The organism is Campylobacter sp. RM16188 (assembly GCF_012978795.1).
Lineage (GTDB): Bacteria > Campylobacterota > Campylobacteria > Campylobacterales > Campylobacteraceae > Campylobacter_A > Campylobacter_A canis.
This window is the reverse complement of sequence record NZ_LIWQ01000007.1, coordinates 41767-66730: the sequence shown is the minus strand read 5'-3', so window position 1 is coordinate 66730 and position 24964 is coordinate 41767. Positions and strand designations below refer to the sequence as shown.

The following is a 24964-nucleotide window of genomic DNA, read 5'->3' as shown; positions in this document are numbered from 1 at the left end:
GATGAAAATAGCAGTAATCGGTCTAGGATATGTCGGACTACCGCTAGCGGCAGCCTTTAGCGAGAAATACGATGTAATCGGTTTTGATATTAATAAATCTCGCATACAAGAGCTTAAGGATGGATTTGATCGCACACTTGAGCTTGATAGTCATCAGATGCGAAAAGCGATAGAAAACGGGATGAAATTTAGCACCGATTTGGATGATATAAAAGATTGTAAGCTTTTTATCGTTACCGTCCCTACACCCATAGATAAAAACAAGCGACCCGACTTGACGCCTGTCATAAAAGCTAGCCAGAGTGTGGCGAAAGTGCTTAAAAAAGGCGATATAGTAGTCTATGAAAGCACTGTTTATCCGGGCGTTACCGAAGAGATTTGCGTGCCTATTTTAGAAAGTTCGGGGCTTAAATTTAATGAGGACTTTTACTGCGGTTACTCTCCTGAGCGGATAAATCCTGGCGATAAAGAGCACACCGTAACTAAAATAAAAAAAATCACTTCAGGCTCAACACCGCAGATAGCATGCAAGATCGATCAAATTTACGCAAGCGTAATTACAGCAGGCACTCATAAAGCCCCAAGCATTAAGGTAGCAGAAGCCGCAAAGGTTATAGAAAATACTCAGCGCGATATAAATATAGCTTTTATTAACGAGCTTGCAATGATATTTAATAAGATGAATATCGATACAAACGCGGTTTTAGAAGCTGCCGGCACGAAGTGGAATTTCTTAAATTTCCGTCCGGGTCTAGTGGGAGGACACTGTATCGGCGTAGATCCTTACTATCTTACCTACAAGGCTCAAGAGCTTGGCTTTCACCCTGAAATTATCCTTGCAGGACGCAGGATAAACGATAATATGGGCAGATACGTAGCTGGCGAAGTCGTAAAGCTAATGATAAAAAACGGCGTTAAGATAAGCGACGCTAAAGTGCTTGTGCTTGGACTTACTTTTAAGGAAAATTGCCCCGATATAAGAAATTCTCGCGTTATAGACGTTATAGATGAGCTTAAGGATTTTGGTTGCGGAGTTGACGTCCATGATCCTTGGGCGGATGCTGGGGAAGTGCAAAAAGAGTATGGTTTAAATCCGCTTGAAAATTATGATGCAAGCAACTATGACTGCGTAGTTATAACGGTAGCTCACGATAAATTTAAGGGACTAAATTTAAGCGATACGCTAGTTTACGATATCAAAAATATCTACCCAAAAGCCGATGCGAGACTTTAGAATTTGTTTATAAATTTAATCAGCTCGGTTGTCGTTTTTATCGTATATTTGGGGATAAATTTTTTTCTAACCCCTTATATACTAAAAAGCCTTGGAAACGAGGCTTACGGCTTTGTCGGGCTTGCTAACGCTATCGTCGCATACGCTTCGGTCGTTACGGTTGCTATAAATTCCGTAAGCGGTCGATTTGTCGCGTATGAGTGGCACAGAGGCGATATAAAAAAGGCAAATGACTATTACTCCTCGGTTCTAGCCGTAAATATAATATTTTCATTTGCCATAGCCGCTATTTCGGCAGTTTTTATCTTAAATCTAAGTCGCGTTTTAAACGTGCCCGAATATCTTACGCATGACGTGCGGCTTACTTTTATATTTTATTTTATAAATTTTTGCGTAGGACTTTTTAACGGCGTGATCTCCGTATGCGCTTTCGTGCGAAATAAGCTTTATCTGATATCCGTTCGAAACGCTATTTCCATGGTGATTTTAGCCGCTCTTATCGTGGCTCTTTTTTACTTTTTTAAGCCGATGATAGCCTATATCGCAATTTCTGCGCTTGCATCTTCGGTTTTTGTGTTTTTTAGCACCGTTTTTATCTCTTCAAAAATTACTCCAGAGCTTAAATTTACTCTTTCAAATTTTAATTTTTCGATGATAAAAGAGCTTGCAAGCTCGGGAATTTGGAATAGCTTTAACGCCTTAAACCGCATACTTTTAACAGGGATGGATCTGTTTATCTGCAATATCTTCTTAAACGCGAATTTGACGGGAATTTTAGCCGTAGCAAAGGCCGCTCCTATCATACTTGAAAGCTTTGTGGCTCAGCTTAGTACGATCTTTGCGCCTAAATTCGTGCAACTTTACTCTCAAAAAAACCTGCGCGCACTAATAGCCGAAGCGAAATTTGCTATGAAGGTAGTTGCTTTTATCATGAGCGTTCCTGTAGCTATTTTCGTGGTTTTCGGGCTGGAATTTTACACTCTTTGGCTGCCGTTTAAAACGAGTGATGAGATAAATTTGATCTATAATCTTTCTATCATAACTCTTGTTCCGATCTTGCTTATAGGCTATGTGTTTGCGCTGTTTAACATAGATAGCGCGACAAATAAACTGCGCCGACCGGCGATAGCAAATACTATTTTGGGAGTGAGCACTATCGCCGCTCAAATTTGGATTTTGAAATTTAGCGACTACGGAATTTACGGAGTTGTCGTTGTCGGAGCGATATTTTACTCTATTCGCATAGTTTGCTTTGATCTTATAAACGCTGCGTTAAATTTGCGTATAAGATTAAGTGCTTTTTATCCTCTGTTTTTTAGAAATTTGGCTATGTTTGCACTGACTTGCGCAGTTTTTTATGGAGCTTCTAAATTTGTTGAGATTACAAATTGGACGGGATTTATCTGTTTTTCGCTGATATTTTTATTTGCAGGATACGGGATTAATCTATTTTTAATTTTTAGCAAAGATGAGCGGACGGCTTTGTTAAATAAAGTAAAGAGTAAATTTAAAAGGCTTTAAAGTGGATAATCAAATTTTTCTAATCTCTTTAAAAAGCGATGAATCTCGCAGACAAAAGTTAAAAGAGCAGTTTAAAAGCTATGATAAATTTACGCTTATCGAGGCTGTTGACGGCAGGATCATGAACGCGATGGAGTATTTTAGATACGCAGTTGCCTCATTTAAAGCTTACGGCAAGCTTTTAAGCCCAGCTGAGATAGGTTGTACGCTTTCTCACATGAAGGCTTATGAGGAGTTTTTAAAAAGCGAGTCAAAATTTGCTCTTATCCTTGAAGATGATGTTATGGGAGATGATGAGGGTATTAAAAAATCCTTTGAACTTGCTCAAAATATATGTGAAAATTCGATTTTGATATGCGGTTGTCAGGACGGACTTGACGGAAGATTTAGCGCATTTGGCAAAAGGCTTAACGCTGAGCTTTATGAAGTTTCAAAGCATTCGCACTCAAGTATTTATAGGGCGGCGGCTTATATAGTTACAAAATCAAGTGCTAAGGCGTTGCTTCAAACGCACAACGAGGCTGTTTGCACGACCGATTTTTGGAGCTATCTGCTTAAGAAAAACGGACTTAAGATGTATTTTAGCGATATTTTTGCTCATCCTGTTGATCTAAGTAGTTCGGCTATCCAAGAGGCAAGAGATATAAGGGGCTATGAAAGCCAAAATTTAAAAGCTTACTTTAATTCGGTAAAATACATTTTATCGACTCGTTTTGAAGCCAAATTTAAAGGCTATGAGCGAATTTTTAAAAAGAAAAAGTAAGCAGTTATAAAGGATGAAATTTATAAAATGCCAATTTCTTTTTTATGAATTTTAATTGTTTTTTGCAAGGTTATAAATAAATTTTGGAGATAAATAATGAGAGTTTTGTTTGTGATATCGACTATGCAAGCGGGCGGTGCCGAGCGGGTTATGGCGATATTGTCCGGATATTTTGCAAATTTTCATGATGTTACCTTGCTTAAATTTGACTCAAAACCTTCTTTTTACGATATCGACAAGCGAGTTAAGCTTATAGATCTTCCTTATCCTATGCTTAAGAAGGGATTTTTTACCAATTTTGTTAGGCGGATTAAGAAGTTTTTTTACCAAAGAAAACTCATTAAAGAGGGAAATTTCGATGTTGTGATATCTTTTATGGATAGCACGAATATAAATGTAATACTATCAAATATCTTTATAAACAAGCCGCTTTTTATAAGCGAGCATTCAAGTTCAAGCTTTCTTAAACCTAAGCTTTGGGTGTGGTTAAGACGCCTTCTTTATCCTTATGCGACAGGTCTTACGGTACTTACTAAGAGCGATTTTGACTACTATAAATTCGTAAAAAATAAAACAGTTATGTATAACCCTATGTTTGAAGCTAGCAAAAAGGGTTTGCCTAAAGAAAATATAATACTTTTTGTTGGTAGGCTGGTGGCTCTTAAGGGCTGTGACGTCTTTTTGAAATCAATTAGTTTAATAGATAAAGAAATTTTAAAGGATTACCGAATCGTTATAGCCGGATCGGGCGATGAAAAACAGCGCCTTGATCTTATAGCTCACGATCTACATATAGATGTCGAATTTGTCGGTCAAACCGAAGATATAGCTTCGCTTTATGAGCGTTCTAAGATCATTGTTTCAAGCTCTAAAACGGAAGGGCTTCCTAATGTTTTGATAGAAAGCATATTTTTTGACTGCGCTAGAATTGCAACCGCGACAACTGGAGCCAGTGAGCTTATAGAAGATGGCGTGGACGGCTTTTTAGTTCCGATTGATGACACTAAAGCGCTTAGCGAAAAGATAGAAATTCTTGTAAATGACGATGCGTTAAGAGAAAAATTCGTAAAAAATGCAAACCTTAAAGCCGATAGCTTTAAGATAGAGCAAATTTACAAAAAATGGATGGAATTTATAGGCGACTCCGTTAAAATATAAAAAATTTATATTAATTAAAATTTGATATACTCGGTTATATTTTGAGGCGGAGATTTATGGATAAAAATTTAAAAATTAGCATAATCATACCCACTTATAATCGTAAAAATTTATTTGAGTTAGCTCTAAAAAGCGCTTTAGCACAAGACTATGAAAATAAAGAGATAGTGATTACCGATGATAACTCAAATGACGGCACAAGCGAGCTTGCTAAAGAGTATGAGGCTAAATTCGAGTGCGTAAAATACTTCACAAATCAAACTTACGAGCGCGGACCAAATGGCAATAAAAACAACGGTTTTGATAAATCAAGCGGCGATGCTTTCGTGATACTTGATGATGATGATTTGTTGCTTGAAGGTGCGATATCCAAGATGGTAAACGTGCTAAATTTAGGCTATCATAGCGTTTGGGCGAATTGCTATTATGAGATTAACGGCGAAAAAACAGAGAAATTTTCTGGCTTTGGGCTTGAAAAAAGCCAAGAGATAAATAAGCAAGACTATTATGACGGCAAGATAAGAGGCGAATTTTTAGTTATGTTTAGACGCGAAGCCATCGGCGATAGACGCTTTGAAAAGGGTCTATACGGTAGTGAAAATACGCTTTGGATATATCTTTTTGATTTTCCTGCATATTATCTTCATGAAGCCGTTAGAATTTATAGGTTTCAAAGAGACGATAGCGTTACGACAAACGCACTCAAGCGACCGCTTAGCATTATGAAAGGCTACGCTCTTATGGCTGATTTACTTATAAAAAAAGCCCCCCAAACAGATCCTAATCGCATAGCTATCTTGTATAAAACTGCTGCTTACTATGCAAAGATGGGCGGTGAGTATAAAAAAATGTATCAATTTATATTGAAAAGTCTTCGCGCAAAACCGACTAAAGAAGCGCTTGCGATGCTTGCTTTAAGCCCGTTTCCGCGCTCTTTGATTATATCGCTTAGCAAATTTAGACTTTGGCTAAAAGGCTCTGCTTGAAAGGCGCTAGAATTTGTTTGGTAATTTATATAAATATGCTTGGAGGCAGCATAAAAGTAGCGCGTGCGGTCTATGACGCACTTGTTGATGAAGGTTTTGAAGTAAGCGTATTAAGCGTGCTTAAAAGTGATCAAGAGGGATTTTTTGACGATGTTGAAATGACAAATTTAAACCTTGAAACAAGCGGTTTTTTGCGCAATTCGTTTTTAGAGTTTAAGAAATTTTTTGCAAAAAATAAATTCGATCTAATTATCAGCTTTGCGGGCTTTGGAGCCTATCCTTTGGCGTTTGCTAAAGCAAATTCAAAACTCATCATTTCAGAGCATGGAAATCATACCAATCACAAAAATTTACTAAGCAAAACCCTTGTAAACTTAGCTTATAAAAAGGCTGATTTTATAACGTTTCTAACGAAATTCGATTATGATTTTTACGCTCTTAAACACTCAGCCATCATCAAAAATCCGTTTTTTATGGCAAGCGACGGGGACGAAAAGATAACAAAAGAAAATATCATCCTCTTTCCTTCAAATTTAAGTTCAAACAAGCGTCTTGAATTTCTTATAAACGCGTTTGCTTTAATACCGCCTAGCAGGCGAAACGGCTATAAAATAGTAGTTTGCGGAGCAGGGGATATACGAAAATATCAAAATTTAGCCGATGAAAAAAGCGTTAGCATAGAGTTTGCAGGCGCGGTTAAGGATATAGAAAATTTCTACCAAAGAGCCAAGATAGTGGCCCTTACAAGCCTTAGCGAGGGGCTTTCAAATATCTTAATAGAGGCTATCTTTTTTGATTGTGCGAGAATTTCGGTTGATTGTATATGCGGTCCAAGCGAGCTTATTAAAGACGGGTTTGACGGATTTTTATGCGGGTTAAACGACGAGACGGAATTTGCTAAAAAGCTTGAAATTTTGATAAATGACGAGAAGAAGGCGCAAGAATTTATCATAAACGCAAGAGCTAGAAAGGACGAATTTAAGCTTGAAAATTTTCGCCGAAGTTGGCTTAAAATCGTTAATGACGTGTTAAAACAATGAAAAAGCTTGCGATTTTTCTTTATTCGATGGGTTCGGGAGGAGCCGAGCGAGTTGTTTCAAATTTATTGCCAGAGCTTGTAAAGAGCTATGAAATTCATCTAATCTTAATGAGTGAAGTTATAGCCTATGATATACCAAGTGAAGTAAAAATCCACTTCATAGAGCGCTCAGATCCTTATGAGGGTGGAATTTTAAAGCTTTTTAGGCTATTTTTCGCTTTGCCGCAGCTAGCCTTTAAATACAAAAAACTTTGCGAAAATTTAAGGATAGATACTCACTTCGTGCTGATGAACCGCCCCTGTTATATCGCTTTGATGGCTAGAGTTTTGGGGCTTAAAGGCAGGATGGTTATAAGCGAGCGTAGCTCTCCTTCTATTATTTATGGTAGCGGAATTAGCGGATTTGCCAATAAAATTTTGCTAAAGGCGCTTTATAACAAAGCCGATTTAATCCTTGCAAATGCACAGGGAAATGCGCAAGATCTTATAGAGAATTTTGGCTGCGATGCAAAAAAGACAAAGGTGCTATACAACGCACTTGATTTAGACCTTATTAAAAAGCTTGCAAATGAGCCTTTTGATAGCTATTTTAAGCCGTTTTTCTTAAATATCGGCAGGCTTGATAGCGGTAAAAACCAAGCTATGCTAATAAGAATAATTGCAAATTTAAACGACGAACGAGCAACACTTGGAATTTTAGGCAAAGGAAATTTAAAAACCGAGCTTGAAAGCCTTATAAACGAGCTTGGCGTGCAAGATCGCGTGAAGCTTCTTGGAGTAAGCAAAAATCCGTTTAAATTTATCAAAAATTCGCAGTGCTTCCTTTGCGCTTCACGTTTTGAAGGATTTTCAAACGTGCTTCTTGAAGCTTTGGCGTGTGAGAAATTTATCGTCTCAACCGATCATAAAAGTGGCGCTAGAGAGCTTTTGGGCGATGATGAATTTGGTGTTTTGGTAGGTGTAGATGATGAAAAAGCCATGCAAGAAGCGATGAAAAAAGCTTTAGATGATGAAAATTTGAGAAAAACTTATGAAAAAAAAGCGTATAATCGCATTAAAAATTTTGACAAGACTGCTATAGCTAAGCAGCTTATAGAGCACTTAGAGGGTATTGATGGGCAATAAATTTATAGACGGTTTTAAAAATATTCAGTTTTCAAAGCAGACGTTTTTCCTGATCGCGGTTGCATTTGCTTTTAGCGTATTTTGCAGGATGTATTGGGTGTATTGGGCAAGTGCCTATGAGCCGTTTTTTTGGAACGATCAGCTTATGATAAGCACTAACGACGGCTATGCTTTTGCCGAAGGTGCAAGGGATATGATGGCTGGATTTCATCAGCCTAATGACCTTAGCTACTACGGACGCTCGCTATCATCGCTTACTTATGTGCTGGCTAGCTTTTTGCCGTTTAAATTTGAGACGATAATCCTTTATATGAGTGTGTTTTTTAGCTCGCTTATTGTTGTGCCAGTGATCTTGATAGCGCGCGAATATGGCATGCTAAAGGTCGGCTTTGTAGCCGCACTTCTTGCAAGTATCGCAAACAGCTACTACAACCGAACTATGGCAGGGTATTATGATACGGATATGCTTGTTATCGTGCTTGCCGTGTTTGTGCTTTGGTCGATGGTGCGTCTGGTTGAGAGTAAGCAGCGATCAAACCTCATATATATCCCTGTTTTTATTTTGATTTACAACTGGTGGTATCCTAGCTCTTTCTCGTTAAATTCGGCGATGATAGGTCTGTTTTTGATCTATACTTTGATATTTGATCGGACAAATAAGCTAAATTACGAAGCGCTTATTTTTATGATTATAGCACTTACAAATATCGATTACGTGCCTAAATTTAGCATTATTATCGCGCTTTATGCGGCGATTTATTTTAAGCCTGAAATTTGGAATAAAAAGACAATCGCTATCCTAGCGGCTTGTGCGGTTGCGTTATTTGCGGCTTGCGGCGGGCTTAAGCCTATCATTTTTCAGCTTAAATTTTATATCTTTAGAGATGTAGCCGAAAGCACGGGGCTTACATTTCATTACTACAACGTAAATCAAACCATAAGAGAGTCAAGTATAGTGCCTTTTGACACGTTTGCGCAGCGTATCAGCGGGCATGTGATTACATTTATCGTAGCTTTTATCGGTACCGTGCTTATGGCTTTTAAATTCCGTTCGTTTTTGCTTGCTACGCCTATGCTTTTGCTAGGATTTTTAGCGGTTAAAGGAGGTCTTAGATTTACCGTTTATGCCGTTCCTGTTATGGCGCTTGGATTTGGGTATATCTTAAATTTGAGCATAAATTCTTTAAAAGACGGCAAGCATTTTAAGAAATTTTGTATCGCCGCTTTGGCTGTTTTTATCGCTACTTTGTGCCTTTATTTTGATAGATTTTACGGCGCTATCAATGAAAGTTTGCCGGTATTTGGGCAAAATTTAGCCCTTGTTATACCTGTAAGCGAAGTTAAGATCGGCTCTTATCTTATCTTTGCGCTTGTTTTTGCGTTTGCTTGCGGCATTAGTTACCTAATCATAAACTCCGTAAAATCAAATAGAATTTTAAGCAGGCTTGCTTTAATCAGCATTACGCTGGTTGCGCTTGCGCCATGTGTTTGGCACATATATGGATACAAGGTCTCAACCGTTTTTGTTCAAAAAGAGGTTGAAAGCGTAAGCAAGCTGGAACAAATCGCAGGCAGGGAGGATTATACGCTTGCTTGGTGGGACTATGGATATCCGATTCGTTATTATGCCGATACCAAGACGTTAATTGACGGCGGTAAGCACCTTGGCAGGGATAACTTCGCCGTTAGTTTCGCTCTTGGAGAGCCTCAGAGGGCTTCTGCAAATATGGCTCGTCTTGAGGTTGAGTATACGGAGCGAAAATTTAGCGAGAAATTCGGCTCAAATTTAGCTCAAATGATGAAAGAATATAATTTTACCGATGTGAATTTATTTTTAAACTCATTAAACGATAAGGAATTTAAGCTACCAAACAAGACGCGAGATATATATTATTATCTTCCCGATGCGATGATGCATATATTTCCGGTAGCGCTTCAGTTTTCACGTCTTGATCTAAGTAGCGGCAAGAAGTATGAAGACTTGCTTTTTCATATAGGAAGACCTTATTCGCTGAGTAAAGACAGGATAGATATCGGTAACGGCTTTAGCATATCAAATGACGCTACTACGCTTAGCTTTGCGGGTGAAAAGATACCTATGAACACATACTATGAAACAAACTATAACGAAAAAGAAGAGCTTGTAGTAAAGAAATTTGAGCGTGATAAAGACGGTAAAATTTATGTAGTTTATATGAAAGATTACGGGCGATTTTTAGTGCTTGACAAGCAGAGTTTAGACTCGACCTACGTACAGCTTTTTGTCTTTGAAAATTACGATAAGGAGTTGTTTGAGCCTGTGCTTTTAAACGGAGCGGTAAAAATTTATAAACTGTTAAAGTAGTTGATGTATCGTATCTAAAATTTAAAAAGTGAAATTTGATGATGAAATTTAGGTATTTTAGCAGATTTTGCTTGAGCTATCTTGCAGGCTGTTTTATCTTAAAGAAAGCTATGAATCATGGCTAGAATAGGCTTTTTATCTCACGCTGATATGAGCAAACAAAGCAAAGATACAAATTATCTTTGCGGCTTTGCGAACTACTTTGCGCGAATATCGGCGAGAATTTTAAATAAAGTTGCTTTTTATGGCTAAAATAGGCTTTTTATCTCACGCCGATATGAGCATTTACTTCTTTCGCTCGCCTATCATGAGGGCTTTACAAAATTTAGGACATGAGGTTTTTGCGATCTGTCCTAAGGGTGAATTCTCAACTCGCCTTGAAAGCGAGTTTAACTGCGTTTATTACGAGCTTGATAGGGCCAGCCTAAACCCGTTTGTAGTATTTAAAAACACTGAAAAATTAAGTGAAATTCTTCGTTCTTTAAATTTAGACCTCCTTCAAACTTCCGCTCACAAATCAAACGTATTTGGAACGTTTGCAGCCAAAAAAGCTGGCATAAAGCGAGTGATAAATCTTGTCGAAGGACTTGGAAGCTTTTACATAGACGATGACCTAAAGACAAGACTTATTAGAAAAAGTATCGAGTTGCTTTATAAAAAAGCTCTTAAGCTAAGCGATGCTTGTATCTTCGTAAATGAAGCCGATCCGAGATATTTTTTAAGCCAAAATTTGATAGATAAAGATAAGGTTATAAAGATAAAAAGTGTCGGAGTCGACACCGCAAAATTTGATGAAAATTTGTATCAAAGCATTGATTTTAGCGGCAAAAAAGTAGTTTTGATGATAGCTAGAGCCATGTGGCATAAAGGCGTGCGCGAATTTTACGAAGCGGCTGAAATTTTAAAAGACAGAAAGGATGCTTTGTTCGTCTTTGTCGGAGAGGGCTTTGACGGCAACAAAAGCACTGCAAATTTAGAGTTCTTAAAGGGCGGAAGCGTAAAGTATCTTGGAGCAAGAGATGATGTGGCTAGGCTTCTAAAATCATCTTATATCTTAGCTCTTCCAAGCTATAAAGAGGGCTTTCCAAGAACGGTACTGGAGGCTATGAGTATGGGCAGAGCAGTTGTGGCAAGCGATGTTAGCGGGTGCAATGAGGCTATCATAGACGGGGTAAACGGACTTCTTTGCGAAGTTAAAAATTCCAGCGATCTAGCTAAAAAGATAGAAATTTTGCTTGATGACGAGAGTTTAACTAAAAGGCTTGGGCAAAGTGGCAGGGGCATGGCGGTTATGGAATTTGACGAAAAGATAATAGCTAAAAAATACATTGAAGTTTATAGGAAATTTATAGATGTATAGGGCGTTTTTTAAAAGATTTTTAGACATTTTGGGTGCTGTTTTATTGATAACTTTAACATTTCCCATTGTGCTTGCAACGGGAATTTTTATATATTTTAAGATTAGTAAAGATGTGATTTTTACTCAGGCTCGCCCGGGACTAAATGCTAAAATTTTTAAGATTTATAAGTTTAAAACGATGAGCGATGAAAGAGATGGGAGCGGAGAGCTTTTAAGCGATGAGTTAAGGCTTAATAAATTCGGCAAAATGATAAGAAGCCTTAGTCTAGACGAGCTTCCACAGCTTTTTAACGTGCTAAAAGGCGATATGAGCTTTATCGGCCCGCGCCCGCTTCTTATAGAGTATCTGCCGCTTTATAGCGCCGAGCAGGCTAAAAGGCATGATGTGCGCCCCGGTATAACAGGCCTTGCGCAGGTTAATGGCAGAAACGCTATAAGCTGGGAGCAAAAATTTAGATACGACGTAGAATATGTGCGAAATTTAAGCCTTATTCTAGATGCTAAAATCGCACTTTTAACGATAAAAAAAGTTCTTAAAAGAAACGATATAAACAAAGCCGGAGAGGCTACTACGGTGAAATTTGATGGAACCAACTGAGATTTATATATACGGATGTGGCGGCCATGCTGCGGTTATCGCTGATATAGCGATAGAGTGCGGATATGAGAAGGTTATATTTCTTGATGATGCTAAATTTAATGGCGTAAATATACTTAAATTTAGCCCTGAGTTAAAAAAAGCCGACATCATCATAGGCGTAGGCGATAATAACGCACGCAAAAATTTGCAAAATTTAGTCTGTGAAGCAGGATTTAACGTAGTTAGCCTCATTCATCCAAGTGCGGTTATAAGCACGAGCGCAAAAATTTGTCGTGGAGTGGTTGTCATGCCAAATGCAGTTATAAACGCTCGTGCAGTTATCAAGCAAGGTGCTATCATAAATAGCGCTTCGGTCATTGAGCATGATTGCGTAATCGGCGAATTTGCCCATATCAGCCCAAATGCCGCTCTTGCGGGAGGAGTTGAAGTAGGTGATCTTACGCATGTTGGGATAGGCTCTTGCGTGATTCAAGGCATTAAGATCGGCGCAAGAAGCGTGATAGGTGCAGGAAGCGTTGTGGTAAGGGATATAACAAATAATGTTTTAGCTTATGGAAATCCCGCCAGAATTAGCAAAAACTTAGATTAAGGCAGTTAATTATGAAGCGAGTTTTTTTAAGTCCGCCACATATGAGCGGAAACGAGCAAAAGTATATAGATGAGGTTTTTAAGAGCAATTACATCGCTCCGCTTGGCGAATTTGTGGATAAATTTGAAGCAAGCGTCAAGGAGTATGCAAGCGTAAGTAGCGCACTAGCTCTTAGCTCGGCGACTGCAGGGCTTCATCTGGCGCTTAGGGTGCTTGGCGTAGCTCAGGGCGATTTCGTGCTTGCTTCAAGCTTTACATTTATGGCTTCGGTTTCGCCGATTTTATATCAGGGCGCGACACCCGTTTTTATAGATAGCGATGAGAGTTGGAATTTAAGTCCAGAGCTGCTTAAAAAGGCGATTTTGAATTTGCCTAAAAAGCCAAAAGCCCTAGTTCTTACTCATCTTTACGGACAGGCTGCCAAGATGGATGAAATTTGTGAAATTTGCAAAAATGAAAACATTGCTTTAGTAGAAGACGCGGCAGAAGCGCTTGGCGGATTTTATAAGGATAAAGCGCTTGGAAGTTTTGGCGAGCTTGGAGTTTATAGCTTTAACGGCAACAAGATCATAACAACTTCAGGCGGCGGTATGCTTGTAGGAGATGATGAGCTGGTTAAAAAGGCTAGGTTTTACTCGACTCAGGCTAGAGAACCATTTTTGCATTACGAGCATGAAGACTACGGATATAACTACCGATTAAGTAACGTTTTGGGCGCTATCGGTGTGGCTCAAATGGAGGTTTTAGAAAGCAGAGTGCTTAAAAAGCGAGAAATTTTCGCTCGCTATCAAGAGGCTTTAAGCGAGCTTGAGTTCATGCCCGAACTTGAAAATTCAAGAGGCAACAGATGGCTAACGACCGCTCTTTTTAAAGAAAAGGGCACGCATTTAAAGGTTATAGAAGCTCTTGGTAAAGAGGGTATAGAGAGCCGTCCGCTATGGAAGCCTATGCATATGCAGCCTGTGTTTAAGGGAGCTCTTGGCTTTATAAACTCAGTTAGCGAAGATATGTTTGAAAGAGGAATTTGCCTGCCAAGTGGCACTGCTATGAGCGAAGATGAATTTGAGCGAGTGGTAAAGATAGTAAGGGAAAATTTATAATGTTTAAAGCAACCAAGCTAAAAAGGCTGATATTTTTCTTAAGCTTTGATATCGCGATATTTGTGGGAAGTTTTTATGTGGCGTATCTGCTTAGATTTAGCGGCGTTATACCTGAATTTTTTAAAACAAGCCTATATATCGCGATGGTTACCGTTGTCTTGCTTAAGCTGTTTTTTATGTGGGTTTTTAAAATTTACAAAGTGCCTTGGAGGTTTTTCGGACTTAATGAAGCTAGGAAAATTTTCCTTGTGCATATCTGCACGATTTTAGTGTTTTTCGCTCTGTTTTTTAGCTTTTATGATGTCTTTGATCCTTTCCCAAGAAGCGTAATTTTAATCGATGCTATCGTATCTTGCTTGCTTGTTGGAAGCTTAAGAATTTCAAAGCGGATGTTTCTTGACTTTTCCAAAAAAGACGACACTAGCAAGCCTTGTATCGTAATAGGCGCTACTTCAAAGGCGTTGCACGTATTAAAAGGACTTAGGCAAGGATATGCCGATCTTTACGCTACCAGCGTAGTTGACGGCAGAAGTGAGCTTGTGGGGACTTATTGCGACGGATTTTTGGTGCAGCCAAAGAGTAAAATTTCAAGTTTGATAAAAGAATACAACGTAAAAACGGCTATTATCGCCCTTGCTTTGCCTCAAGAAGAGCTAAAAGAGCTCTTTGACGAGCTTACGGAGCACGGAATTCGCGATATTAAAATTTTCTCTCTTTTTGGAAATGAGCCTATTAAAAATATCTCTATTGAAGATCTGCTTGCAAGGAAGCCAAAGGATTTAGACGAAAAAGCCGTAAGGGAATTTTTAGAAGGCAAGGTTGTGCTTGTAACTGGTGCGGGCGGAAGTATAGGAAGCGAGATTTGCAAGCAGTGTCTGAAATTTGGCGTTAAAAAGCTTATAATGCTTGATCATAGCGAATATAACCTCTATCAAATAGGCGAGATGACAAACAGCGATAAAACCGTAAGCAAGATGATAAATATTACAAATTTTGATGAGATTAAGCCGGTTTTTAGCGAATTTAAACCAGAAATCGTAATCCACGCGGCAGCCTATAAGCATGTGCCTCTTTGCGAACAAAATCCAAAATCGGCTGTTGAAAACAATATCTTGGGCACAAAATTCGTAGTTGATCTATCGCTTGAATTTGGCGTTAAAAAAGTGGTCATCATCTCATCTGATAAAGCCGTTCGCCCGACAAACATCATGGGCGCAACGAAGCGGGTTTGCGAGCTATACGCTCTAAATTCAAATTTGCCCGATAAGACCGAGATCGTTTGCGTGCGGTTTGGAAACGTGCTTGGAAGTAGCGGTAGCGTCATACCGAAATTTAAAGAGTTAATCGCGGCAAATAAGCCGTTAAAGGTTACTCACCCTGATATAACGCGATATTTCATGCTTACTTCGGAAGCCTGCCAGCTTGTGCTTCAAGCAGCCTCGATAGCCGAAGGAGGAGAGCTCTTTGTGCTTGATATGGGCGAGCCCGTTAAGATAGTCGATCTTGCTAAAAAGATGTTGCTTCTTTCAAACAAAGAGCACCTAGGTATCGAATTTGTAGGTCTTAGACCTGGTGAGAAGCTATATGAGGAGCTGCTGATAAACGAAGCTGACGCAAGGACGAAATTTGAGTCGATTTTTGTAACTAAATCTCAAATTTATGATTTAACTAAGCTAAATAACGATATAAAAGAGCTTTTAAATTGCGCTGATATAGCGGGCAAGCTAAAAGAGATCGTTCCCGAGTTTAATCACGCGCTAAATACGAAAGGATAGAGTTGGTTATAAAGGACATTCAGAGGTTTTCGGACATTAGATATAAGGCAAGGGCGTATTTGTGCTATCTTTTTAGCAGAAATTTGCCAAACAAACTGCCCGGCGTTAGCTTAGAGGCTATAAACAAAGGCTTTGATAAGATAGCTCACGAGATAGAGGAATTTGACGCGTTTTACGTGCTTGATGAAAACGGCATTCAGCTTGAAAACTCAATCAGCCTAAACCCAAGCTACATAGAGGGCAAGGGCGGAGATAGAAGCAATAAGGCTTATTATTATAGAGCCGTTCGCGAAAAGCGTTGCGTGCTAACGGATCCGTATCCTTCTACGCTTACTAACGAGCTTTGCGTAACGGCTTCAACACCGATATATGATGATAAAAACGAGCTTAAATTTGTAGCCTGCATAGATATCTCGCTTGAAAAAATTCTAAATTTGGCAAGTCCCGGTGCGGTTGAGAGCTATTTCGGTAAATTTTTAAAAGTTGTTTATACCGCTTTTGCGATTGCGCTTTTTATGGTGGCTTCGTTTTTGTTTTATTACGGAGTGGAGAGCTTTTTATCAAAGAGCTTTATGCTGATAAATGTCGAGGAGATGTTTGAATCAACCATCGTTTTAACGCTTGCTTTAGCGATTTTTGATCTGGTTAAGGCGATCTTTGAAGAAGAGGTGCTTGGCAAGGGCGGGCAAAATGACGATACGGGTATGTATAAGACTATGGTTAGATTTATCGGTTCTATCATCATCGCGCTTGCCATAGAGGCGCTTATGCTGGTCTTTAAATACGCCATAACCGCGCCTGATCATATCATCAACGCTATTTACTTAATAGGCGGCGTTGCTATGCTTATGATAGCGCTGAGCGTCTATCTTGCCGTTGTTAGGCAAAAGAGCGGTCAATGAGCTCAAATATCGGTATCATCGACTATGGAGCAGGAAATTTACAAAGCGTTGTAAATGCTTTTAAATTCGTAGGCTTTGAGGCTAAATTAGTAAAAAATGCCGATGAATTGGCTAAATTTGATAAAGCTGTTTTACCCGGAGTCGGGGCGTTTGCCTTAGCGATGAATAGACTAAAAGAGCTTAATATGCATGAAGCGATAAAGGAATTTACCAAAAGCGGCAAGCCGTTTTTAGGAATTTGCCTTGGCATGCAGCTTTTATTTGATGAAAGCGATGAATTTGGCGTTAGCAAGGGACTTGAGCTCATAAGCGGAAGAGTTAAGAAATTTAACGAAGCGGAATTTAAAACTCCTCTTAAGATCCCTCATATCGGTTGGAACGGTTTAAATTTCACTCGTCAAACTGCTTTAAATGCTAATTTAGGAGCAAGTGAGTATCTTTACTTCGTGCATAGCTATCACGTGGTTTGCGAGCCGAAATTCGCTCTTGCAACAAGTGAATATGGATATGAGTTTATAAGTGCGGTTTGCGCGGATAATATTTACGGATTTCAGCCTCATCCTGAAAAAAGCAGCGACGCGGGGCTTAAAATTTTACGAAATTTCGGGAGGTTGTGATGGAAATTTTTCCTGCTATCGATCTAAAAGAGGGCAAGGCGGTAAGGCTTAGCAAGGGGGATATGGCAACTGCTAAAATTTACTCCAATAACCCTGAAGAGCTTGCGAAGGAATTTGAAAATTTGGGTGCAAAATGGCTTCATGTAGTTGATCTAGACGGTGCTTTTGCCGGAGAAGCGATAAACCTAAAAACCGTTGAAAAGATAGTTAGTGCTACGAATTTAAAGATCCAGCTAGGCGGAGGAATCCGCACAAAAGAGCGTATAAAAAGTTATCTTAACAGCGGAATTTCAAGAGTGATTTTAGGCTCAATCGCACTTAAAAATCCAAATTTCGTAAAAGAAGTGGCTAAAATTTACCCGGTAGCAATAGGCATAGACGCATTAAACGGCTATGTGGCGACTGAGGGCTGGGCTGACGTGTCAAATATGAAAGCGACCGATCTTGCGCGTGAATTTGCAGGAGCGGGAGCTGAAGCGATAATTTGCACCGATATCAGCAAAGACGGAATGCTTGAGGGCGTAAATGTAAAATTTACAAAAGAGATAGCCCTTGCTAGCGGCATAGACACGATAGCAAGCGGAGGCGTTAAGGATTTAAATGATATAACCGCACTTAAAGAGGCGGGAGGAATCTACGGCGTGATAATAGGCAAGGCTTATTATGAAGGAAGGATTGATTTAAAAGAGGCTTTCAGGCTTGCAAGATAACGTTTAAAGTTTATTTAAACAAAAATTTTGATAAAATGGGGCAAATTTAAAAAAGGATGTTATTGTGAAAATTTTGGTAGTAGATGATAGTTCTACAATGAGAAGAATTATAAAAAATACCCTTCAAAGGCTCGGACACGCTGATATTTTAGAGGCTGAGCACGGAGTTGAAGCTTGGCAAATTCTTGGTCAAAATGACGATATAGCAATACTTATAACAGATTGGAATATGCCTGAAATGAACGGGCTTGAGCTTGTAAAAAAAGTGCGTGCAGAGCAAAAATATGTCGATATGCCTATAATTATGGTTACGACAGAAGGCGGTAAAGCGGAGGTTATAACAGCTCTAAAAGCGGGCGTAAATAACTATATCGTTAAGCCTTTTACGCCGCAGGTATTAAAAGAGAAGCTTGAAGACGTTCTTGGCTAATGCAAAATTCCGCTTTAAAAGATAAATTTTACGAACTTACCGTAGTTTCAAAAAGCTCTTGCGAGCTTTTGCGCGATCTTGTTTTTTCGTTTGGCATAACTTGTATTGAAGAGATTAAAGACGGCTTTATAATTCGCGATGAAAATGAGCTTGACGAGATAGAATTCGGTTTAAAAGAATTTGCTAAAAAGCTTGAAGAATTAGGACGCAACGTTGATCTTGAGATAAATTTACAAACAAAAGAGAACAAAGACTGGATAAACGAATATAAAAGAAACATTAAGCCTATTTTAATAGATAAAATTTATATACATCCAAGCTGGAAAGAGCCAAAAGACGGTTTTACTAACATCATAATAGATCCGGCTCTTGCCTTTGGTTCTGGACATCACGAGAGCACTAATGCGTGCGTGGGATTTTTACAAAAATATGCCAAAAGCGACATGAAAGCTATAGATGTGGGTTGTGGAAGCGGGATATTAAGCATAGTTATGGCAAAGCTTGGGTGCTCGGTTGATGCTTGCGATACGGATGAGCAAGCCGTAGATAGTTCAAAACAAAATGCCGATCTTAACGGCGTTAAGATAAATAAAATTTGGACCGGTTCTATATCGAATTTGGATGAAAAGTATGACGTGGTAGTTGCAAATATAATAGCCGACGTTATTTTAATATTAAAAAATGATTTGATAAAATTACTTCAAAATGGCTCTTATCTTATTTTAGCGGGTGTGCTTGATAGGTATAAAGAGCGAATTTTAGATGCTTTCTCGTTGCTTAAGCTTGTTGAGAGTAAGAGCGAAAACGAGTGGAGCAGCTTTGTATTTCAAAAATAGTTTTTAAGGGACATAATGAATAATAAAAGATTTAATGACGATAGAAATTTAAACAATAACAATGGCGGAAATAATTTTTTCAATAAAAATCCGATTTTTATTTTTGCCATTTTTGCAATTGTTATAATTTTGGTTTTTAGAAGTTTTACCGATGGTATGGATATGGGTACGAGCTCTCTTGGAGGCGCGGCAACGACGAAAAACGTATCGTATTCTGATCTAAAAGAAATGATAAAAAACAAGCAGGTATCTCAAGTAGGAATTGCTGAAACTTCTATTAAGGCTGTGGCTAACATGGGCGATGGCAAAGCCGTTTATATAGCAAAAAGAGTAAGCGATCCTACCTTGGTTCCTCTTCTTGAGGAAAATAAAATTCCTTACGGCGCATATAGCGAGACGAATTGGTTTAGCGAACTGCTGTTTTCGTGGGTGCTTCCGATATTTATATTCTTTGGAATTTGGATGTTCCTTGCAAGCAGAATGCAAAAAAATATGGGCGGAGGCATACTTGGAATGGGAAGCTCTAAAAAGCTTGTAAATTCCGAAAAACCAAAGGTTAAATTTACCGATGTCGCGGGTGTTGAGGAGGCCAAAGATGAGGTTAAGGAGATTGTTGATTTCTTAAAGCATCCCGATAGATATATAAATTTGGGAGCTAAAATTCCAAAAGGCGTACTTTTGGTTGGACCTCCGGGTACTGGTAAAACTCTTTTAGCAAAAGCGGTTGCAGGAGAGGCTGATGTGCCGTTTTTCTCGGTATCAGGATCTAGCTTCATAGAGATGTTTGTGGGTGTTGGCGCAAGTCGCGTTAGGGATCTTTTTGAAAATGCTAAAAAAGAAGCGCCTGCAATAGTTTTCATAGACGAGATAGATGCTATAGGCAAAAGCCGTGCGGCAAGCGGAATGATAGGTGGAAACGATGAGAGAGAACAGACTCTAAATCAACTTTTAGCCGAGATGGACGGCTTTAGCTCGGACGCTTCGCCTGTTATAGTTTTGGCTGCGACAAACCGCCCTGAAGTGCTTGATGCTGCACTTTTAAGACCGGGAAGATTTGATAGGCAAGTGCTTGTAGACAAGCCTGATTTTAAGGGTAGAATTGATATTTTACGTGTTCACATGAAGGATATTAAGCTTGATTCAAAAGCCGATATCGAAGAGATTGCTCGTATGACGGCAGGTCTTGCGGGAGCCGATCTTGCAAATATCATAAATGAAGCCGCACTTCTGGCGGGAAGAAAAGAGAAAAATTACGTAGAGCAAAAAGATCTGGTTGAAGCCGTAGAAAGAGCCATAGCCGGGCTTGAGAAGAAATCAAGACGTATAAATCCAAAGGAAAAGCGTATAGTTGCGTATCACGAAAGCGGGCATGCACTGATTTCAGAAACCACTAAAGGTGCCGATAAAGTAACGAAAGTTTCTATCATACCTCGCGGACTTGCCGCTCTTGGATACACTTTAAATACTCCTGAAGAGAATAAATTTATGATGCAGCGTCATGAGTTAATCGCTCGTGTTGATGTGCTTTTAGCAGGCAGGGCTGCTGAAGAGGTGTTTATAAAAGAAATTTCAACTGGTGCGGGAAATGACCTAGAAAGAGCAACCGATATACTAAAAGCTATGGTTTCTATGTATGGCATGAGTGAAGTTGCAGGCCTTATGGTGCTTGAAAAACAAAGAAATACTTTCTTAACCGGTGGACAGAGCATAAAAGACTATAGCGATAAGATGGCTGAAAAGGTCGATGAATTCGTTAAAAGCACTCTTGAAAACAGATACAAAGAGGTTCTTGATACTCTTAGGCTTTATGAAGGTGCGATAGAAAAGATGGTTGAAGCGCTTTATGAGGAAGAGACCATCGAGGGCGCTAGGGTTAGATCAATTATAGAAGAGTATGAGAAGGAAAAAGGCTTGCCTACTCGTCTTGTAAATTTACAAGAGGCTAAAGAGGAAGATCATAAGTCAAATTCTAAAGAATAGATGATGCAAAGTACGAAAATAATCGCTAAAGAGGGCTATAAATATCTGCTAATTTTTGGGATTTTATTTCTCGTAGCGATTGTTTTTGGTGAATTTGAGTGGCTGTTTTTTGTTATTTTGCTAATTATTTTATTTTTATTCAGAGAGCCAAATAGGGCTATAAGCAGTAATGATGAATTTGCTATCTTAAGCCCTATAGACGGCAAGATAATAAGCATAGAGAAAATTTCATATTTTGATACCGAATGCACGCAGATAGTGATTTGCAAGACTATCTTTGGTGCAGGAGCCATAAAAGCTCCTTGCGATATGAATTTGATGGAATTTAAGCAAAGGCACGGACTTTTTTTGTGTAGCTTTATAAAAGCTGCCAATTTCTTAAACGAAAGAGCTCTTTATATAGCCGTAAAAGGTAAAAATAAAATAGCTTTAAGGCTTATTAGCGGCGCTATGAGCAGGAATTTATACGCTGAAAAATTTGATAGTATCAAAGCGGGTGAAAAATTTGGCTTTATGAGTGACGGAAAAGTAGCGCTTATACTGCCTGCAAATACGCGTATAAGCGTAGTTGTGGGAGAGCGCTTGAAGGCTTCAAGCCTAATAGGATTTTTTAACTATGAGGGTAAGAGATGATGGGCGGCGATAAACTTAAGCTTATGTATATATTTCCGAATTTATTTACGGCGGCTAGCGCATTTTTGGGTGTTATTAGCATAATTGCTTCTGTTAACGGACAGTATTTTAAGGCGATATCTTATATCGTTCTTTCTCTTATACTTGACGGACTTGATGGGCGTGTGGCTAGACTTACCAAGACTACTTCAAAATTCGGAGTAGAATTTGACAGTCTTGCTGATATAGTTGCTTTTGGCGTGGCTCCCGCTATGCTTTTTTATTTTTCGGTGGGTCAAAATTTCGGTCGGTTAGGCTCTCTTATAGCGGCACTTTTTGTAGTGTTTGGCGCTATCAGGCTTGCTAGATTTAACGTAATGACAGGCAGCTCCGAACCTTCTGTGTTTATCGGACTTCCTATACCTACGGCTGCTATAGTTAGCGCATTTTGGGTCGGACTTAGTTTGGAGTATGAATTTAGCGCAAATTCAAAATGGTTTTTACTTATTTTACAAGCCGTATTAGCAATTCTTATGGTAAGCAATATCCGCTACCCTAGCTTTAAAAAACTAGATCTAAAAAAGACAAATTCTTTGAAAATTTTAACTCTGCTTATCATAGTTTGTTCACTTCTTTATATCTATCCTATCGAAGCTCCGACAGCGTTAATGAGTATTTATGTTTTTTATGGTATAGTTCGGTTTGTTTATATGTTTATCATAAAAAATCCAAAATTTAAAAAGGAGAGCGAATGAGCGATATCTATTCCGTTAAATTTATCGTAACTTTATCAAAACTACTTTCAAACAGCTCTCTGCTGCTGCGCTAAGCAGCTACTACTAATAAAACTTCATCAAAATTTACAAAACTTAAAAATACCAAAAAGGATACAAAATGGATAATAATAAAATAATAATATTTGATACTACGTTAAGAGACGGTGAGCAAAGTCCCGGAGCATCGATGAATACCGAAGAGAAGTTGCGTATAGCGCTTCAGCTAGAGCGTCTTGGAGTAGATGTCATGGAGGCAGGGTTTGCGGCGGCAAGTCCCGGAGATTTTGATGCTATAACCCAGTTAGCAAAACAAGCTTCAAATATCAGAATTTGCTCTCTTGCAAGGGCTGTTGAGCGCGACATCAAGGCTGCCGGAGAGGCCGTAGCTCCTGCAAATAAAAAAAGAATTCACACCTTCATAGCAACAAGCCCGATACATATGGAATATAAGCTTAAAATGAAGCCCGATGAGGTTATAAGGCGTGCGGTGGATGCCGTAAAATACGCTAAAACTTTTTGTGATGATGTTGAGTTTAGCTGCGAGGATGCAGGCAGAACCGATATAGTATTTATGAAAGAAATTTGTGATGCCGTTATAGAAGCGGGCGCGGGAACTATAAATTTACCTGATACCGTCGGATATAGGTTGCCTACAGAAATAGGCGAGATGATAAAGCAGATGGTTGAGTTTGTAAAAGGAAGAGCGATCGTATCCGTGCATAATCATAACGACTTGGGGCTTGCTACTGCAAACTCATTAGCTGCTATCATGGCTGGCGCAAGGCAGGTAGAATGCACTTTAAACGGACTTGGAGAGCGTGCAGGAAATGCTAGCTTGGAAGAAATAGTAATGGCTATAAAGACGCGCCATGATATATTTGCACCGCTTTATACCGATATAATCTGTAAAGAAATTTATCCAAGCTCAAGAATGGTGGCAAGCATAACAGGCATAGAGCCACAACCAAACAAGGCGATAGTGGGCAAAAATGCCTTTGCTCATGAAAGCGGCATACATCAAGACGGCGTGCTAAAACACAAAGAGACTTACGAGATAATAAGTGCCGAGAGTATCGGTCTTGAGCGAAATTCTCTTGTGCTTGGCAAGCATTCGGGTCGTCATGCGTTTAAAGATAAGCTTGCTAGTTTAGGATTTGAGCTTAATAACGATGCGTTAAACGAAGCGTTTGATAAATTTAAAGAGTTGGCCGATAAGAAAAAAGAGGTGTTTGATGATGATATCAGAGCTCTTGTTACTAGCGAATTTATCAAGATACCTGAAATTTACGAGATCGTTACGCTTGGTCAAAGCAACTGCAACAAAGGTCTTGCAAGCGCGTCCGTAACGATAAAATTTGACAATGAGCTAATAAGTGACGCCGCACTTGGCAACGGAACCGTAGATGCGATATTTAAAGTGATTGACCGTATAAGCGGCATAAACGGACTTTTGAAAGATTATAAGGTAAATGCCGTAAGTCAAGGCAAAGACGCACTTGCAAGCGTAGTGGTTAAGGTCGAATTTGACGAGCAAAATGCAGTTATAGGACACGGACTTGATATAGACACCATGATGGCAAGCGCAAAGGCTTATGTGGGTGCACTAAACAGCTACGTAAGAATTAAAAATTTAAACAGATAATACTTTTTCGGGTTAAGGCTATCTTAACCCGAATTTAATTTGCTACCGATGATTTTAACTAATCTGCTATAATCCATACAAATTCACATAAGGAAAACCGATGAAAAAATTTGCATTTTTGTTAGCTATATTTTTGTCCGTTATTTTAAGTTTCGCTCAAGAAAAACCTCTTGATACAGACTGCAAAGCTCCTTGCGCAAATCATCTTGAGATGGTACTTGTCCTTGATAAATCAGGCTCCATGAGCGGGCTTGAGAGCGATACTATAGGCGGTTTTAACTCGATGATAGATAAGCAAAGAGAGCTTGGGTTAAAAACTCATGTTACGACTATTTTATTTGATACGAATTTTAACGTTATCCACGATAGAGTCGATATAAAAAAGATAGAAAAGCTAACCAATAAAGAGTATTTCGCAAGCGGCAACACAGCCTTGCTTGATGCGGTAGGAAGTGCGATAAATAAGATCGAGCGCGTGAGCGACATATACGCAAGGGACAATAGAGTGCTTTTTGTGATCATCACCGACGGACAGGAGAACTCAAGCAAGGAATTTTCAAAATCTCAAATAAAGCAGATGATAACGGCAAAACAGAGCAAATATGACTGGGAATTTATATTTTTAGGTGCAAACATCGATGCGGTTAGCGAGGCGGAGAGTATCGGCATCAAGGGCTCAAATGCTGTAAAATATCAAAATTCAAGCGACGGAGTAAGGAAGAATTTTGAAGCGGCGGCTGAATTTTCAAAAGATATAATGGATAATAAAAAAGAGAGCTCAAAATGGAAGGAAAAAGTTTTAGAAGATAAACAAAGATAAATTTATCGGCCCGTCTTGTTTGGGTAGCAAGACGGGTTGTTTGA

Annotated in this window: 23 protein-coding genes; all 23 read left to right on the top strand. The window is 39.0% G+C overall.

Going from position 1 to position 24964, the window contains the following annotated elements; translation table 11 throughout:
• Position 1: 1 nt before the first annotated feature.
• Positions 2–1234 carry a Vi polysaccharide biosynthesis UDP-N-acetylglucosamine C-6 dehydrogenase TviB gene (gene tviB, locus CDOM16188_RS05305; RefSeq protein ID WP_172199912.1) on the top strand — a complete coding sequence of 411 codons (1233 nt, stop codon included), beginning with the start codon at positions 2–4 and terminating at the stop codon, positions 1232–1234.
• Between the two features lie 3 nt (positions 1235–1237).
• Complete coding sequence (locus CDOM16188_RS05300) at positions 1238–2755, top strand: MATE family efflux transporter (protein ID WP_172199909.1); 1518 nt, start codon at positions 1238–1240, stop codon at positions 2753–2755.
• Between the two features lies 1 nt (position 2756).
• A complete protein-coding gene (locus CDOM16188_RS05295) occupies positions 2757–3518 on the top strand; it encodes a glycosyltransferase family 25 protein (RefSeq protein WP_172199906.1) in 762 nt (253 codons plus the stop codon).
• Between the two features lie 96 nt (positions 3519–3614).
• Positions 3615–4676: a glycosyltransferase gene (locus CDOM16188_RS05290; protein ID WP_172199903.1), complete on the top strand. Its 1062-nt coding sequence runs from the start codon at positions 3615–3617 to the stop codon at positions 4674–4676.
• A 56-nt stretch (positions 4677–4732) separates the two neighbouring features.
• Positions 4733–5662, top strand: a complete 930-nt coding sequence (locus CDOM16188_RS05285; protein ID WP_172199900.1) for a glycosyltransferase family 2 protein — start codon at positions 4733–4735, stop codon at positions 5660–5662.
• Complete coding sequence (locus CDOM16188_RS05280; protein WP_172199897.1) at positions 5659–6702, top strand: glycosyltransferase; 1044 nt, start codon at positions 5659–5661, stop codon at positions 6700–6702. The genes CDOM16188_RS05285 and CDOM16188_RS05280 overlap by 4 nt, the downstream gene beginning before the upstream one ends.
• Complete coding sequence (locus tag CDOM16188_RS05275; RefSeq protein WP_172199894.1) at positions 6699–7826, top strand: glycosyltransferase; 1128 nt, start codon at positions 6699–6701, stop codon at positions 7824–7826. The genes CDOM16188_RS05280 and CDOM16188_RS05275 overlap by 4 nt, the downstream gene beginning before the upstream one ends.
• Positions 7816–10170 (top strand): STT3 domain-containing protein, encoded by a 2355-nt coding sequence (locus CDOM16188_RS05270; protein WP_172199891.1) that lies wholly within the window; start codon positions 7816–7818, stop codon positions 10168–10170. The genes CDOM16188_RS05275 and CDOM16188_RS05270 overlap by 11 nt, the downstream gene beginning before the upstream one ends.
• 244 nt (positions 10171–10414) lie before the next feature.
• Positions 10415–11530 carry a glycosyltransferase family 4 protein gene (locus tag CDOM16188_RS05265; RefSeq protein WP_172199888.1) on the top strand — a complete coding sequence of 372 codons (1116 nt, stop codon included), beginning with the start codon at positions 10415–10417 and terminating at the stop codon, positions 11528–11530.
• Positions 11523–12128, top strand: coding sequence for a sugar transferase (locus tag CDOM16188_RS05260; protein WP_172199885.1), 606 nt, complete (start codon positions 11523–11525; stop codon positions 12126–12128). The genes CDOM16188_RS05265 and CDOM16188_RS05260 overlap by 8 nt, the downstream gene beginning before the upstream one ends.
• Positions 12115–12720, top strand: a complete 606-nt coding sequence (locus CDOM16188_RS05255) for an acetyltransferase (protein WP_172199882.1) — start codon at positions 12115–12117, stop codon at positions 12718–12720. Before CDOM16188_RS05260 ends, CDOM16188_RS05255 begins: the two co-directional genes overlap by 14 nt.
• Positions 12721–12731: 11 nt before the next feature.
• On the top strand, positions 12732–13820 hold the full coding sequence (pglE, locus tag CDOM16188_RS05250) for a UDP-N-acetylbacillosamine transaminase (RefSeq protein ID WP_172199879.1): 1089 nt from the start codon (positions 12732–12734) through the stop codon (positions 13818–13820).
• Positions 13820–15595 (top strand): nucleoside-diphosphate sugar epimerase/dehydratase, encoded by a 1776-nt coding sequence (locus CDOM16188_RS05245; RefSeq protein WP_172199876.1) that lies wholly within the window; start codon positions 13820–13822, stop codon positions 15593–15595. The genes pglE and CDOM16188_RS05245 overlap by 1 nt, the downstream gene beginning before the upstream one ends.
• Positions 15596–15597: 2 nt before the next feature.
• On the top strand, positions 15598–16497 hold the full coding sequence (locus tag CDOM16188_RS05240; protein WP_172199873.1) for a PDC sensor domain-containing protein: 900 nt from the start codon (positions 15598–15600) through the stop codon (positions 16495–16497).
• Positions 16494–17114, top strand: coding sequence for an imidazole glycerol phosphate synthase subunit HisH (gene hisH, locus CDOM16188_RS05235; protein WP_172199870.1), 621 nt, complete (start codon positions 16494–16496; stop codon positions 17112–17114). The genes CDOM16188_RS05240 and hisH overlap by 4 nt, the downstream gene beginning before the upstream one ends.
• Positions 17114–17824, top strand: a complete 711-nt coding sequence (hisA, locus tag CDOM16188_RS05230) for a 1-(5-phosphoribosyl)-5-[(5-phosphoribosylamino)methylideneamino]imidazole-4-carboxamide isomerase (protein ID WP_172200105.1) — start codon at positions 17114–17116, stop codon at positions 17822–17824. The genes hisH and hisA overlap by 1 nt, the downstream gene beginning before the upstream one ends.
• Before the next feature lie 64 nt (positions 17825–17888).
• Entirely contained in the window at positions 17889–18254 is a 366-nt protein-coding gene (locus tag CDOM16188_RS05225) for a chemotaxis response regulator CheY (RefSeq protein ID WP_169940107.1), read from the top strand.
• Complete coding sequence (locus tag CDOM16188_RS05220; RefSeq protein WP_172199868.1) at positions 18254–19090, top strand: 50S ribosomal protein L11 methyltransferase; 837 nt, start codon at positions 18254–18256, stop codon at positions 19088–19090. The genes CDOM16188_RS05225 and CDOM16188_RS05220 overlap by 1 nt, the downstream gene beginning before the upstream one ends.
• 15 nt (positions 19091–19105) lie before the next feature.
• Positions 19106–21070: an ATP-dependent zinc metalloprotease FtsH gene (ftsH, locus tag CDOM16188_RS05215; protein WP_172199865.1), complete on the top strand. Its 1965-nt coding sequence runs from the start codon at positions 19106–19108 to the stop codon at positions 21068–21070.
• A 3-nt stretch (positions 21071–21073) separates the two neighbouring features.
• A complete protein-coding gene (locus CDOM16188_RS05210) occupies positions 21074–21703 on the top strand; it encodes a phosphatidylserine decarboxylase (protein WP_172199863.1) in 630 nt (209 codons plus the stop codon).
• Positions 21703–22437 (top strand): CDP-diacylglycerol--serine O-phosphatidyltransferase, encoded by a 735-nt coding sequence (pssA, locus tag CDOM16188_RS05205; protein WP_253908137.1) that lies wholly within the window; start codon positions 21703–21705, stop codon positions 22435–22437. Before CDOM16188_RS05210 ends, pssA begins: the two co-directional genes overlap by 1 nt.
• Positions 22438–22576: 139 nt before the next feature.
• Positions 22577–24100 carry a 2-isopropylmalate synthase gene (locus CDOM16188_RS05200; RefSeq protein WP_172199861.1) on the top strand — a complete coding sequence of 508 codons (1524 nt, stop codon included), beginning with the start codon at positions 22577–22579 and terminating at the stop codon, positions 24098–24100.
• A 100-nt stretch (positions 24101–24200) separates the two neighbouring features.
• Positions 24201–24920 carry a vWA domain-containing protein gene (locus tag CDOM16188_RS05195; protein WP_172199859.1) on the top strand — a complete coding sequence of 240 codons (720 nt, stop codon included), beginning with the start codon at positions 24201–24203 and terminating at the stop codon, positions 24918–24920.
• Positions 24921–24964 lie beyond the last annotated feature (44 nt).

What these genes read in the sequence shown, in the direction of transcription:
- CDOM16188_RS05195 (WP_172199859.1), top strand. Translation starts at nt 24,201, where the DNA reads ATGAAAAAATTTGCATTTTTGTTAGCTATATTTTTGTCCGTTATTTTA.
- tviB (WP_172199912.1), top strand. Translation starts at nt 2, where the DNA reads ATGAAAATAGCAGTAATCGGTCTAGGATATGTCGGACTACCGCTAGCG.
- CDOM16188_RS05290 (WP_172199903.1), top strand. Translation starts at nt 3,615, where the DNA reads ATGAGAGTTTTGTTTGTGATATCGACTATGCAAGCGGGCGGTGCCGAG.
- CDOM16188_RS05270 (WP_172199891.1), top strand. Translation starts at nt 7,816, where the DNA reads ATGGGCAATAAATTTATAGACGGTTTTAAAAATATTCAGTTTTCAAAG.
- CDOM16188_RS05210 (WP_172199863.1), top strand. Translation starts at nt 21,074, where the DNA reads ATGCAAAGTACGAAAATAATCGCTAAAGAGGGCTATAAATATCTGCTA.
- CDOM16188_RS05255 (WP_172199882.1), top strand. Translation starts at nt 12,115, where the DNA reads ATGGAACCAACTGAGATTTATATATACGGATGTGGCGGCCATGCTGCG.
- pssA (WP_253908137.1), top strand. Translation starts at nt 21,703, where the DNA reads ATGGGCGGCGATAAACTTAAGCTTATGTATATATTTCCGAATTTATTT.
- CDOM16188_RS05275 (WP_172199894.1), top strand. Translation starts at nt 6,699, where the DNA reads ATGAAAAAGCTTGCGATTTTTCTTTATTCGATGGGTTCGGGAGGAGCC.
- CDOM16188_RS05200 (WP_172199861.1), top strand. Translation starts at nt 22,577, where the DNA reads ATGGATAATAATAAAATAATAATATTTGATACTACGTTAAGAGACGGT.
- CDOM16188_RS05220 (WP_172199868.1), top strand. Translation starts at nt 18,254, where the DNA reads ATGCAAAATTCCGCTTTAAAAGATAAATTTTACGAACTTACCGTAGTT.
- CDOM16188_RS05245 (WP_172199876.1), top strand. Translation starts at nt 13,820, where the DNA reads ATGTTTAAAGCAACCAAGCTAAAAAGGCTGATATTTTTCTTAAGCTTT.
- ftsH (WP_172199865.1), top strand. Translation starts at nt 19,106, where the DNA reads ATGAATAATAAAAGATTTAATGACGATAGAAATTTAAACAATAACAAT.
- CDOM16188_RS05285 (WP_172199900.1), top strand. Translation starts at nt 4,733, where the DNA reads ATGGATAAAAATTTAAAAATTAGCATAATCATACCCACTTATAATCGT.
- CDOM16188_RS05260 (WP_172199885.1), top strand. Translation starts at nt 11,523, where the DNA reads ATGTATAGGGCGTTTTTTAAAAGATTTTTAGACATTTTGGGTGCTGTT.
- CDOM16188_RS05265 (WP_172199888.1), top strand. Translation starts at nt 10,415, where the DNA reads ATGGCTAAAATAGGCTTTTTATCTCACGCCGATATGAGCATTTACTTC.
- pglE (WP_172199879.1), top strand. Translation starts at nt 12,732, where the DNA reads ATGAAGCGAGTTTTTTTAAGTCCGCCACATATGAGCGGAAACGAGCAA.
- hisH (WP_172199870.1), top strand. Translation starts at nt 16,494, where the DNA reads ATGAGCTCAAATATCGGTATCATCGACTATGGAGCAGGAAATTTACAA.
- hisA (WP_172200105.1), top strand. Translation starts at nt 17,114, where the DNA reads ATGGAAATTTTTCCTGCTATCGATCTAAAAGAGGGCAAGGCGGTAAGG.